This window comes from Aliihoeflea sp. (assembly GCF_052435475.1).
In the GTDB taxonomy this organism is placed as follows: domain Bacteria; phylum Pseudomonadota; class Alphaproteobacteria; order Rhizobiales; family Rhizobiaceae; genus Aliihoeflea.
In genome coordinates, this window is sequence record NZ_JBQVMV010000005.1 from 161,771 (window position 1) to 173,513 (window position 11,743).

Annotated in this window: 11 protein-coding genes; 6 read left to right on the top strand and 5 right to left on the bottom strand. The window is 64.2% G+C overall.

Annotated elements, in window-relative coordinates; all coding sequences use genetic code 11:
- Positions 1 to 1,581, top strand: a complete 1,581-nt coding sequence (locus ACT6QU_RS09030; protein ID WP_444565159.1) for an FAD-dependent monooxygenase — start codon at positions 1 to 3, stop codon at positions 1,579 to 1,581.
- Positions 1,582 to 1,650: 69 nt separating this feature from the next.
- On the opposite strand, the gene ACT6QU_RS09035 is transcribed toward ACT6QU_RS09030, so the two are convergent.
- From ACT6QU_RS09035 to ACT6QU_RS09045, 3 genes are all read right to left on the bottom strand, one after another.
- Positions 1,651 to 3,162, bottom strand: coding sequence for a class I adenylate-forming enzyme family protein (locus tag ACT6QU_RS09035; protein ID WP_444565160.1), 1,512 nt, complete (start codon positions 3,160 to 3,162; stop codon positions 1,651 to 1,653).
- A 239-nt stretch (positions 3,163 to 3,401) separates the two neighbouring features.
- Positions 3,402 to 4,388: a fumarylacetoacetate hydrolase family protein gene (locus ACT6QU_RS09040; protein WP_444565161.1), complete on the bottom strand. Its 987-nt coding sequence runs from the start codon at positions 4,386 to 4,388 to the stop codon at positions 3,402 to 3,404.
- Positions 4,389 to 4,431: 43 nt separating this feature from the next.
- Positions 4,432 to 5,139, bottom strand: a complete 708-nt coding sequence (locus tag ACT6QU_RS09045) for a TetR/AcrR family transcriptional regulator (RefSeq protein ID WP_444565162.1) — start codon at positions 5,137 to 5,139, stop codon at positions 4,432 to 4,434.
- Between the two features lie 162 nt (positions 5,140 to 5,301).
- Here ACT6QU_RS09045 and ACT6QU_RS09050 point away from each other — a divergent pair, with 162 nt between their 5' ends.
- The 4 genes from ACT6QU_RS09050 (at position 5,302) to ACT6QU_RS09065 (ending at position 9,387) form a co-directional block, all read left to right on the top strand.
- Positions 5,302 to 6,375, top strand: coding sequence for a C4-dicarboxylate TRAP transporter substrate-binding protein (locus tag ACT6QU_RS09050; RefSeq protein ID WP_444565163.1), 1,074 nt, complete (start codon positions 5,302 to 5,304; stop codon positions 6,373 to 6,375).
- A 102-nt stretch (positions 6,376 to 6,477) separates the two neighbouring features.
- On the top strand, positions 6,478 to 7,038 hold the full coding sequence (locus ACT6QU_RS09055) for a TRAP transporter small permease subunit (protein ID WP_444565164.1): 561 nt from the start codon (positions 6,478 to 6,480) through the stop codon (positions 7,036 to 7,038).
- The gene (locus ACT6QU_RS09060) at positions 7,035 to 8,351 is read left to right on the top strand and encodes a TRAP transporter large permease (RefSeq protein WP_444565165.1); all 1,317 of its coding nucleotides are present in this window, start codon (positions 7,035 to 7,037) and stop codon (positions 8,349 to 8,351) included. Before ACT6QU_RS09055 ends, ACT6QU_RS09060 begins: the two co-directional genes overlap by 4 nt.
- 19 nt (positions 8,352 to 8,370) lie before the next feature.
- The gene (locus ACT6QU_RS09065; protein ID WP_444565166.1) at positions 8,371 to 9,387 is read left to right on the top strand and encodes an MBL fold metallo-hydrolase; all 1,017 of its coding nucleotides are present in this window, start codon (positions 8,371 to 8,373) and stop codon (positions 9,385 to 9,387) included.
- A 34-nt stretch (positions 9,388 to 9,421) separates the two neighbouring features.
- Here the strand turns inward: ACT6QU_RS09065 and ACT6QU_RS09070 are convergent, their stop codons facing one another.
- Together ACT6QU_RS09070 and ACT6QU_RS09075 are read right to left on the bottom strand one after the other, a co-directional pair.
- Entirely contained in the window at positions 9,422 to 10,150 is a 729-nt protein-coding gene (locus tag ACT6QU_RS09070; protein WP_444565167.1) for an SDR family NAD(P)-dependent oxidoreductase, read from the bottom strand.
- Between the two features lie 56 nt (positions 10,151 to 10,206).
- Positions 10,207 to 11,010, bottom strand: a complete 804-nt coding sequence (locus tag ACT6QU_RS09075; protein WP_444565168.1) for an IclR family transcriptional regulator — start codon at positions 11,008 to 11,010, stop codon at positions 10,207 to 10,209.
- A 136-nt stretch (positions 11,011 to 11,146) separates the two neighbouring features.
- Here ACT6QU_RS09075 and ACT6QU_RS09080 point away from each other — a divergent pair, with 136 nt between their 5' ends.
- Positions 11,147 to 11,683 (top strand): 2,4'-dihydroxyacetophenone dioxygenase family protein, encoded by a 537-nt coding sequence (locus ACT6QU_RS09080; RefSeq protein WP_444565169.1) that lies wholly within the window; start codon positions 11,147 to 11,149, stop codon positions 11,681 to 11,683.
- The last annotated feature ends 60 nt before the right edge of the window (positions 11,684 to 11,743 follow it).

An 11,743-nucleotide genomic window follows, 5' to 3' on the forward strand; every position in this document is an offset into this window, starting at 1 on the left:
ATGACGGGCGAAATGGAACGGCAGGCGGATGTGGTGATCGTCGGCGGCGGACCCGTCGGCACGGGGCTGGCGATCGAGCTTGGCCAGCGCGGCATCCGCACCCTCGTCGTCGAGCGCTATCCGACGCCGCAGCGCGTGCCAAAGGGTCAGAACCTGACACAGCGCACGATGGAGCATTTCCATTTCTGGGGCGCGGAAAAGGAACTGCGGGCCGCGCGCACCGTGCCGAAGGAATACGGCATCGGCGGTTTGACGGCCTATGGCACGCTGCTCGGCGACTACCACTATGACTGGCTGCAGCGCGAACTCGTGCGGCCCTACTATTTCACCGACAATGAGCGGTTGCCGCAATACGCGACCGAGGATGTGCTGCGGGCGCGGGCGGCAGAAATCGACGCCATCGAGACGCTCTACGGCTATTCGGGCGAGGCGATCGAGCAGGATGCGGACGGGGTGACGGTGACCGCCGTGCCGCGTGAGGGGGGCGAGCCGGTCAAAATCCGCGCGCGCTATCTCGTCGGCTGCGACGGCAGCAAGTCTGACGTGCGCGACATGGCCGGCATCACGCAGACCCGGTCCGACCATGACAGGCTGATGGTGCTGCTCGTCTTCCGCTCGACCGGCCTGCACGAACTCCTGAAGCGCTTTCCCGGAAAGTCGTTCTACAACGTCCTGCACCCTGACCTGAAAGGCTACTGGCAGTTCTTCGGCCGCGTCGATCTCGGCAATACCTGGTTCTTCCATGCGCCGGTGCCGGCCGACACGACCAGGGACAACTTCGACTTCACCGCCTATCTGCACCGCGCGGTTGGTGCGGAGTTCGACGTCGCGTTCGAGCATATCGGCTTTTGGGATCTGCGCGTCGCGATCGCCGACAGCTATCGGAAAGGCCGCGTGTTCATCGCCGGCGACGCCGCGCACAGCCATCCGCCCTATGGCGGCTATGGTATCAATACCGGCTTCGAGGATGCGCGAAACCTCGGCTGGAAGCTCGCCGCGACGCTGCAGGGCTGGGCCGGGGAGGGACTGCTCGACACCTACGATGCCGAGCGACGGCCGGTCTTCGCCTCGACGGCCAAGGATTTCATCGAAAAGGCGATCGAAAGCGATCGAGCATTCCTGGAAACGCATGACCCGGAAACGGACCGCGCGGCCTTCGAGCGCGAATGGACCGCGCGGGGGTCGGGCGCACGCGACGAGGTCAACGCCTTCGAGCCGAACTATCGCGGCTCGCCGATCGTGGTGGGCGCGGGCGGCGCGACGAACGCCATCGGCGGCCACAGCTTCACGGCGCGGGCAGGGCATCATCTGGCACCGCGACGCCTGTCGACCGGCGAAAACGTCTATGAGCGGCTGGGTACAGGCTTCACGCTTCTGGCGCTCGGCGGCAATGACGGCCTCGAGCGTTTCCGCATCGCGGCGGACGAGGCAGGCGTGCCGCTGACGATCGTGGAAGACGACGCAACCGGCGAGACGGCCGACTATGGCGCCCGCTTCGTGCTCGTGCGCCCCGACCAGTTCGTCGCCTTCGCCGGCGACGAACTCGAGCCGGATTTGGTTGGCCGCGCGACTGCACGCTGAAGAGCTTTTGCCCAGCCTCGACGGTCGATTTCGATGTGAGCCATCAGGATCGGCCGGCCGGCCGAAGCGTCACTGCCCGTTGGCGAGGGCGATGAACGCGTCGCGCAGTTCGCGCCGCAACACTTTTCCGTACGCATTCTTCGGCAGGTCGGCGACGAAGAAGACGTGCCTGGGCTTCTTGAACGAAGCGAGGTTGGCCTTGCAGTGGTCCAGTACTGTCGGCTCGTTGAGCGCCGCATCCTCGGCGACGATGGCGACGGCGACGCTCTCGCCCCATTCGACATCCGGCAGGCCGAAGACGATCACCTCGCGCACGCCGGGGTGCCCGGCGATGACGTCCTCGATCTCCTTGGGATAGATATTGGTGCCGCCCGAAATAATCGTGTCGTGCCGGCGATCGAGGACGCGCAGGCGCCCCGCGGTGTCGAAGCGACCGATGTCGCCTGTGTGCAGCCAGCCGCCTCTCAGCGCTTTCGCCGTTGCCTCCGGATTTCGCCAGTAGCCCTTCATGACGACATCGCCGCGTACGCAGATTTCGCCGTCTTCGCCAGGCGGCACATCATGACCGTCCTCGCCCGCGAGGCGGACCTCGACGCCTGACCGCACGTAGCCCGCCGAGACCAGCGTCTCGTCGTCGGCGCCCAAATGGTCGGCGCCGGGCAGGTAGGAAATCGTCATCGGCGCCTCGCCCTGCCCGTAGAGCTGGTGGAAGATCGGGCCGAACCGCGCGACGGCTTCGCGAATGTGCTCCAGATGGATCGACGCGCCGCCATAGATGATGCCCCGCAGGCAGCCGATATCGGCGCGCGCCGCGGTCTCGAGGAACCGGACGATCATCGTCGGGGCGACGAACGGGATGACGGAAACCGAAAGCCGCGCGACGGTGTCGAGCACCTCGTCCGGGCGAAATCCGGTCCGGTCGTAGATGATGTTTTCGGCGCCTCGCGCGAGCGCGGGGATCATGTAGAGACCGCTGCCGTGCGAAAGGGGCGCGACATGCAGCACGCGGTCGGCCGCTTCGAAGGCGGAGACGTCGGCGAGGCAGTTCACCGTCGCGGCGATCAAGTTGCGATGGCTGAGCGTCGCGCCCTTCGGCTTGCCGGTCGTGCCGGAGGTGTAGAAGATCCAGGCCGGATCGTCCGGGTCGACATCGGCGCAGGCCACGGGCACTTCAGGCGGATTCGGAAAAGTGAAATCCTCGATCGCGACGATCTCGCAGGCAAGACCGGCGGGGAGCGCCGACTTCAGGTCCTCGACGTGCTCGGCATGGGTGAAGATCAGGCGCGGCTCGGCATCGCCCGCGATCCAGGCCACCTCGCGCGGGTGCAGCTTGGCATTGGTCGGCACCACCACCAGCCCTGCGCGCATTGGCGCCAGAAGCAGCGCCGGAAACTCGAACCCGTTGCGCAGGAAAAGCAGCACGCGGTCGCCGGGCACGCAGCCCTTCTGCCCGAACCAGTCGCCGAGTGCTGTGCAGATGCCGTCGAGTTGGCGATAGCTCAGCGACCGCTCGCCCCAGCGGATGGCGGTCTCGTCGCCGCGCCGGCGGATCGCGTCGGTGAGCATGGAATAGACGTTCATGTGAGCGGACCTGGTTGGTTTGCCTCGACCTTACGCTGGATCACTTTTGTGGGCGATGTGCGTGGCGCCGTCGACCCCCACTCCGCCTCGCTTCGCTCGGCACCTCTCCCCGTTCGACGGGGGAGGGAGAGGAACCCAAGCTGGAATACCGGCGCTGCGGCGGTGCTTTCCTCTCCCCCGAGCCACGGGGGAGAGGTGGTCCGAAGGACCGAAGTGGGGTCGACCTGCGAAGAGCCCGTTTACTGATCCCTTGTCAGCACCCGATTGCGCAGGATGCCGATGCCCTCGACCTCGAGTTCCACCACGTCGCCATGCTTCAGGAACTTCATGTGTTCGAGCCCGCAGCCATTGCCCACCGTGCCCGATCCAAAGAACTCGCCGGGATAGATGGTCTCGGACTGCGAGATGTGGGCGAGGAGGTCCTCGAATTTCCAGTGCATCGTGCCGGTATTGCCACGGCCCCATTCCTCGCCGTTCACGCGGCAGACCATGGTGAGATTGTAGGGGTCCGCCATCTCGTCGGCGGTGACGAGGCAGGGCCCCATGGCGTTGCCAGTGTCGAAATCCTTGCCCTTGGCCGGGCCGAGCTGGCCGCCCATCTCCTGCGTCTGCGCGTCGCGCGCGGAAAAATCGTTGAAGATGGTGTAACCGTAGATGTAGTCGCGCGCCTCGTCGCGGGCGATGTCGACGCCTTTCTTGCGGGCGTAGAAGCCGAATTCCAGTTCGAAATCCATCAGCGTGGAATAGCGCGGCCAAAGCACGTCCTGGTCGGTGCCGACGACGGAGAAGCGGTTCGCCTTGTAGTAGATCGGCTGCTCGTAGAAGGTCTTAGGGATCGCGAAGACGCCCTTTTCCTCGAACTCCTTCATCGCCGCCTCCGGGTCCGGCGTGGCGTTGGCGCGGATGCGGCGCACCGCGTTGAAGGACTGCTTCAGATGGGTTTCGAAGCAGAGGCAGTCGCGCATCTGGATCGGCACCGGGACGGGTGCGAGAAGGCGGATGCCGTCCTTCCGGAACGCGCCGTTCGCGCTCTTCTTCAGCGTCTCGTAGGCGCGGTCGAGCGCGGCGTCGCCGCCTTCGATCATCGCCTGCACGGAGGCGAAGGCGGAATGGTTTTCGCCGAATGCCTGTTCGTGGGCGTCGGCAAGGTCGACGATGCTGCGGTCGCCGTCGACCAGCGCACCGGCGCGCTGCTGTCCATTCCGTTCATAGGTTACGAGCTTCATCGGTGTCATCCCTTGAATCGATCCGCCCGGCTCCTCCGGCCGGTCAGTCCTGTTTCGGCGTTGCCGGCACGCGGCCATAGAGGAGCGCGGCCTTCATCAGTGCGACCAGATGGGTCGCGGTCGCCATCTCGTCCTCGGGGTCGCAGCGCCCGCCGGAGAGCCGGCTGATGCGGCCGGTATCGGCCATCGTGTAGACCATCATGCCGAGCATCGCCTGATAGCCCCAGTTGATCTCCTCGACGGAGCGGTCGGGCAGCGCCGCCTGCAGCGCCTCCATCACCTTGTAGGCGATCGGGTCGAAGAACTCGGCGATGACCTTGCGGTTGTGCGACTTGGGGTCGGAAACCTCGCGCGCGAGAATGCGCGCATAGCTGGAATTCTTTTCCGTGCTGCGCATGTGCAGGTTCGGCACGAGCACCGCCTTGACGATCATCTCGACCTTGCGCTCGGCATCCGGCTCCATCTCGGCAAGCCGAAGGCCGGCGATACGCTGGTCGACGATCATCGGCGCGCGCATCTCGAAGATGGCGCGGTAGAGCCCTTCCTTGCTGCCGAAATGATAGTTGACGAGCGCCACCGGCACCTCCGCGCGCAGCGCGATCTGGCGCACCGTCGCACCGTCGAAGCCGTGGTCGGCAAACTCGGCCTCGGCCGCGGTCAGGATGCGCGCGCGCGTCAGCGCGGAATTGCGCTGCGTCGCCTCGACGACGACGACCTTCTCACCCTGCGCGATCTTTCTCGTTCTGCTCATTCCGGCCGCCATGCATGCGGGCCGCGCTTTTCGAGGCCCTTGGATATCCGATTTTAACGACATATCAAAACTCTTGTCAACGTGTTCAAATATCGCTAGCGTTTCGTCATCGGTCGTGGGGATTAGGAGTGAGGCCCCGTGCCGGCCAAGGGAGGAAAGTGCATGTATCGCAACGCTTTGAGGGGCGGCGTGGCCGCCCTTGCGCTCGGCTGCGCAATCGCGCCGGCGCTTTCGCAGGAAACGCTCAATCTAACCGTAGCGACGGGACACCCGGAGGTGTTTCTGTGGGTCAAGCACGTCAAGGAGACGTTCATCCCCACCGTCGATGCGGAACTTGCCAAGACCGGCGCCGTCACCATCAACTGGACCGAGGGCTATGGCGGCACCATCGTAAAGCTCGGCTCGGAGACGGAAGCCTTCCAGCAGGGCATCATCGACGTGGGCCAGATGAGCGGGGTCTTCAATCCGGCGACGATGGGCCTTCTCAACCTGACCTACGCCATGCCGTTCGGCCCGGCCGACGCGCGCGGGGTGACGGAAGCGGTCGAGAAGGCGCTGACGGAGACCGAAGGCGCGCTGGCTGCGCTCGAAGAGGCGACCGGCGTCGTCTATATCGGCGGCGGCATTGCCATCGACGACTACAACATCGCCTCGACCAAGGAACTGAAGACGATCGCCGACATGAACGGCGTCAAGCTCGGCGGCGCCGGGCCCAACCTGGCATGGCTCGCCGGAACCGGCGCAGTCGGCGTTCAGGGCAGCTATGTGACCTTCTACAACGACATCAAGACCGGGGTTTACGACGGCAATATCGGCTGGATGACGGCCAATGTCCCGGCGAAGCTCTACGAGGTCGCCCCGAATTGGAACCAGACCCAGTTCGGTGCGATGTATATCGGCGGCCTCGGCGTCTCGCAGATGCAATGGGAAACCTTCTCCGACGAGACCAGGGCGGCCTTCCGCGCCGCCGCCGCCGCCTACACCAAGGCCTATTTCGACGAGCAGGAAGCGCGCTACGAGGCCGCGAAGAAGACGCTGACCGACAGTGGCGGCAAGATCGTCGAGTTCGATCCCGCCGAGCGCTCCGCGTGGATCGAGGCACTGCCGAACCCGACGACGGCGTGGGCCGACGCCGCAGAGGCACGGGGAGAGCCCGGCCGCGCCGTGCTTGGAGCCTATCGCGACAATTTGAAGGCAACCGGCTTCACCTTCGAGCGCGACTACCTGGCGGAGTAATCCTCCCCCGGCTTTGGCCGGACCGCCGAAGGGCCTTCGCCGCCATGGGGCGCGGCGAAGGCCCGGCGCCCATCATCAATGCCTGACCCGGAGCGTTCCGCCATGGCCGACGAATCCGCAATCCCGCGCGACGACGCGCCGCCGCCAGCAATGCCGAGCGGTCCTTTCGCACGCATAATCGGCGCGATGAACGCGGTCGGCACGCTTTGGATCATCGGGCTGATGCTCCTCATCAATGCGGACATTTTCGGTCGCAGCTTCCTCAACCGCCCGATCGCAGGCGTGCCGGAACTCGTCGCCTTTTCGATCGTCGGCATCGTTTTCCTGCAGCTTGCGCACACGCTGCGTTCCGGCTCGATGACACGCTCCGACGTGCTGCTCAACGTGCTCGAGCGCCGCGCGCCCCGGCTTCGCTCGGCGCTTCTGGCAATCTTCCATCTCGTCGGCGGGTTGCTGCTCCTCATGATCGCCTGGAAATTCTGGCCGAGCGTCGTCGCCGCCTTCCAGCATCCCGAACGCAACTTCATGGGCAATCCGGGCTTCTTCACCGTGCCCCAATGGCCGCTCTTCATTCTCGTGTTCCTCGGCATCGTCGCCACGGCCGTCCAGTTCCTGCTCATCGCCTGGAGCGATGTCCGCTCGGCAAGGGGTATCGCGCGATGAGCGGCATCGAGATCGCACTTCTGTCCATAGCGGTCATGCTGGTGCTCATCTATTCGGGCGTCCATGTCGCGATCGCGCTAATCCTCCTGTCATTTGGCGGCGTCTGGCTGATCCGCGGCAATTTCGAAATCGCGTCGAACATGCTGGTCCTGGCCTTCAAGGATTCGATCAGCGACTACATCTTCGGCGTCGTTCCGCTTTTCGTGCTGATGGGCCTGCTCGTCGCCGTCGCCGGCATCGGGCGCGACACGTTCGAGGTCGCCGCGCAGGTCTTCCGCAAGGTGCTGGGCGGGCTCGGCATCGCAACGGTCGCGGCCAACGCCGTGTTCGCGGCAATCACCGGCATCTCCATCGCCTCGGCGGCGGTCTTCACCAAGGTCGCCGTGCCGGAGATGATGCGCCACGGCTATACGCCGCGCTTTTCTGTCGGCGTCGTCGCGGGATCGTCGGTGCTCGGCATGCTCCTGCCGCCGAGCCTGCTCTTCATTCTCTATGGGGTCCTGACGGAGCAATCCGTCGGATCGCTCTTCATCGCCGGTATCATTCCCGGCATTCTCCTCTCGCTCGTCTACTGCGCCGGCATCTTCGCCATGGGCCGCTGGTGGCCGTCCTTCATCGGTGGCGGCAAGCCGGTCGAGAGCGAGCCGGTGCGCGAGATGGGCGTCGGCGAGATGCTGAACAAGATCGCGCCGATCGTCATCCTGGTCGCGCTCGTGCTGGGCGGCATTTATGGCGGCTTCTTCACGCCGACGGAGGCGGGCGCAGCCGGTGCGCTCGGTGCGCTTCTCATCTCGCTTGCCAAGCGGCGGCTTTCCTGGGCGAGCTTCTGGCAGGTGCTCGTCCAGACCGGGCACACGACCTCCTCGATCTGTTTCCTGATCATCGGCGCCAGTCTTTATTCACGCATGCTGGCCATGTCGGGGATGCCCGGCTGGCTCGGCTCGTGGGTGGTCGAATCCGGCATGGGCGTCACCGGCATCGTCATCGCGCTGATGCTGGTCGTCATCCTGCTCGGCACCATCCTCGATTCCGCATCGATCATGCTTCTGACCCTGCCGATCGCCATTCCGATCCTCGTCGGGCTTCAGGTCGATTTGATCTGGCTCGGCGTCCTGATGGTCATCGCGGTCGAGATCGGGCTGTTGACCCCGCCCTTCGGCATCGCCGTCTTCGTGGTGAAGGCGACGCTGGGGCCGGACAGCAAGGTCACACTCAACGACATCTTCGCCGGCGCGGCGCCTTTCGCGGTCATGATGCTGCTGGTGCTCGTTCTGGTCTTCCTCTTCCCGTGGCTCGCCACGGCTCTCGTCTGAACGCAAAGGAGTAGCTGCGATGGCCAAATGGCAATTCACCAAGGGCATGCACGACCTCGGCAATGGCTGCTACGCCTATCTCCAGCCGGACGGAAGCTGGGGCTGGTCGAATGCCGGTCTGGTCGTCGACGGCGACGCGACGCTGATGGTCGACACGCTGTTCGACCTGAACCTGACCGCCGAAATGCTCGCCGTCTACCGCGCGTCGATCCCGGCTGCAAAGGAGATCGGTATCCTCGTCAATACCCATGCCGACGGTGACCATACGTTCGGCAACCAGCTCGTCGAGGGCGCGCGCATCATCGGCACGCAGGGCACGGTCGACGACTTCGCGCGCTTTGACCCGGCCGTGGTGCAGAAGATCGTCACCAATGCCGAACAGTTCGGCAGCGCCGGCGTCTTCATGCGTGAGTGCTTCCGTCCGTTCGACTTCGCCGGCATCGAACTCACCCCGCCGACCGAGACCTTTTCGGGCACGATGGACATCATGGTCGGATCGAAGAAGGTGCAACTGATCGAGGTCGGACCGGCGCATTCGCTCGGCGACGCGCTCATCTACGTGCCCGACGACAAGGTTGTTTACACCGGCGACATCCTCTTCACCGGCGGCACGCCGATCGCCTGGTACGGGCCGGTCCAGCGCTGGATCGACGTCTGCGACATGGTGATGGGGATGGATGTCGAAACCGTCGTCGCCGGGCACGGACCGATCTCGACCAAGGACGACGTTCGCGAGATGCGCGATTATCTCCAATATGTTTCCGACAAAGCGCGGCCGTTCTGGGAAGACGGGCTCGACTATCTCGCCGCAGCCTACAAGATCGACCTCGGACCCTACCGCGACCGCAACGACGCCGAGCGTGTCGTCGTCACGCTCCAGACGCTGTTCGATGATTTCGGCAGCGAACCGGAACGGCCGGTGCGCGCCCCGATCCCGTATTTCGCCGAGATGAAGAGCTTTCGCCACCATCTTGGCCGCGGGCCCGCACACGAGGCCTATTGCAAGGCATGCGGGCTGAAGCACGACGCTTACTGAACCTTACAGAAGTTCTCAGTCGTCCATTGGATCGTCAGTATGTCGCCCGTCCCCCGGACAGATCGAACACGGCGCCTGTGCTGAAAGCGCAGGCGCTCGAGCTCAGCCACATGACCTGATCGGCCACTTCCTGCGGCGTCCCGGTCCGGCGCATCGGGCTCTTGGCGATCATGGTCGCGACATGTTCCAGGCTCATCTGGTCGAGAAGCGCCGTCTGCACCGCGGCCGGTGCAAGTGCGTTGACCAGCACGCCGGTGCCGGCGAGTTCCTTGCCGAGCGATTTCGTGAGGGCGATCACGCCGGCTTTGGACGCACTGTAGGCGGCGGCGTTGGGCGTGCCTTCCTTGCCGGCCAGCGACGCGATGTTGACGATCCGCCCCCAGCCATTCGCCTTGAGAAAGGGCACGAGACTGCGGCAGACATGGAACGTCCCGGTCAGGTTGATATCCATGATGCGCTGCCATTCGGCCGGGTCATAGTCCTCGATCGATCCGGTCGACCCGGCGATGCCCGCATTGTTGACGAGGACGTCGACCTTGCCATGCCGGCCAATCGTTTTCATCGTTGCATCGGCGACGGACGACTGATCCGCAATATCGACTTGGACATGGCCGTCATCGGAGGATGCGGCCAGATCCCATGACACCATGGTCGCGCCGGCGCGCTCAAACGAATTCGCGATTGCCGCGCCAATCCCGTTGAGCCCGCCGGTAACGACGGCCACGCGGCCTGAGAAATCGTAGCTTACATCCCGATCAATCATGTGCCCTACCCTGTACTTGACCACATTGTGGTCAACGTCGCCATTTTGTGATCTGCTCACACCAAGGTCGCCAGCGACGCGGAAATTGCGGCCACCGTTTCCTTCACGCGCGCGATGCAGTTCGCCGCTCGCTCCTCATCGAACCGATAGATCGGGATCGACAGGCTGACGCCGCCGACAGGGCTTCCGTTGCGATCAACGATCGCGCCACCGAAGCACCGAATGTCGGGCTCGTTCTCTTCGTTGTCGTAGGAGTAGCCGTTGGCCCGCGTCTTGCGGATTTCGCTCAGGAGCGCTTCGGGGTCTGTCAGCGTGTTGCGCGTTCGCGGCTGCATGTTGAGATTGGCGATGATCTCGCGGCATTGAAGTTCTGGAAGCGCCGCGAGATAAGCTTTGCCGACCGAGGTCGAGTAGAGCTCAACGCGTGTGCCGATGCGCGACGTCATGCGCACCGTTCGTGGGCTTTCAAGCTTGTCGATATAGACCATTCCAGTTCCGCTCGGCACGGCCAGATGAACCGTTTCGCCGGTGGCGTTGCGCAGTGCTTCGATGTGGTCCCGGGCGGCCGAGCGCAGGTCGGACGTCTCCCAGCTTTTTGAAGCCAGAGCGATCAGGCGGTGGCCGAGCTGGTACGTCCGGGAATCCTGCTTCTCCGTGACGAGGCCTTCCGCCATCAACGCCGAGACGATGCGATAGACCGTTCCGCGGGGATAGGGCAGGGCTTTCGTCAGCTTGGCGATATCGAGATCGCCTGGCGCATCGGCGATGGCCTGCAGCACGATCATGAACTTCGAGAATGACGCCGTTCCCTGAACTGCGCGGCCAGCCTCGGGGGCGGGTTTTCCTGTCAAGTCAGCCAATCAACGAACTCCTCTCACTCAACTCTTGACACGTCATATCGTGCTTGTCGATAATGTGGGCACATTGTCCACAATATGGACGATCAGGTCAACCATCTGATGACAATCTGTGGGTGACCTATCGGGAGGAGAGCCGATGAAAGCCGACAGTGCCAGCGCGCAGGTCGTGGACAAATGGACGCCTTATCGCAAGGCGCAGCCAGCGGAATCTCCGCCGGAACTGGTCGTTCCGGATGCCATTCCGAAGGATGAGCGCGTCTGGGTGCCGGTCGAGGAAAATGTCTGGTTCCGGCCGCTCTTGATGTGCGCATCGCGCGGCTACTGGATGAACCTTCTGAAAGTTCGCAAATCGGGCGTTCTGTCACGGCACCGCCATCCCTTGCCGGTGCATGGCTACGTCATCAAGGGGCAATGGCGATACCTCGAGCACGACTGGGTGGCGACCGAGGGCGGCTATGTCTACGAGGCGCCCGGCGAAACCCATACGCTGGTCGTCGACGAGCATGTCGAGGAGATGATCACGATGTTCCAGGTGAACGGCGCGATGATCTATGTCGACCCAGACGGAAACACCACCGGCTTCGACGACGTCTTCACCCGCATCGACAAATGTCGTGCGCACTACGCGAAGAACGGCCTTGGGGCCGAGTTCATCGACCAGTTCATACGTTGATGGGAGGCGGCCGGCGCGGGAGGAGATGCGCGGGGCCGCCGGCCATGTTCGAGCTTTCTG

Coding starts and splice junctions, on each gene's coding strand:
- ACT6QU_RS09055 (WP_444565164.1), top strand. CDS start 6,478: ATGGCCGACGAATCCGCAATCCCGCGCGACGACGCGCCGCCGCCAGCA.
- ACT6QU_RS09040 (WP_444565161.1), bottom strand. CDS start 4,388: ATGAAGCTCGTAACCTATGAACGGAATGGACAGCAGCGCGCCGGTGCG.
- ACT6QU_RS09035 (WP_444565160.1), bottom strand. CDS start 3,162: ATGAACGTCTATTCCATGCTCACCGACGCGATCCGCCGGCGCGGCGAC.
- ACT6QU_RS09030 (WP_444565159.1), top strand. CDS start 1: ATGACGGGCGAAATGGAACGGCAGGCGGATGTGGTGATCGTCGGCGGC.
- ACT6QU_RS09050 (WP_444565163.1), top strand. CDS start 5,302: ATGTATCGCAACGCTTTGAGGGGCGGCGTGGCCGCCCTTGCGCTCGGC.
- ACT6QU_RS09065 (WP_444565166.1), top strand. CDS start 8,371: ATGGCCAAATGGCAATTCACCAAGGGCATGCACGACCTCGGCAATGGC.
- ACT6QU_RS09045 (WP_444565162.1), bottom strand. CDS start 5,139: ATGAGCAGAACGAGAAAGATCGCGCAGGGTGAGAAGGTCGTCGTCGTC.
- ACT6QU_RS09070 (WP_444565167.1), bottom strand. CDS start 10,150: ATGATTGATCGGGATGTAAGCTACGATTTCTCAGGCCGCGTGGCCGTC.
- ACT6QU_RS09080 (WP_444565169.1), top strand. CDS start 11,147: ATGAAAGCCGACAGTGCCAGCGCGCAGGTCGTGGACAAATGGACGCCT.
- ACT6QU_RS09060 (WP_444565165.1), top strand. CDS start 7,035: ATGAGCGGCATCGAGATCGCACTTCTGTCCATAGCGGTCATGCTGGTG.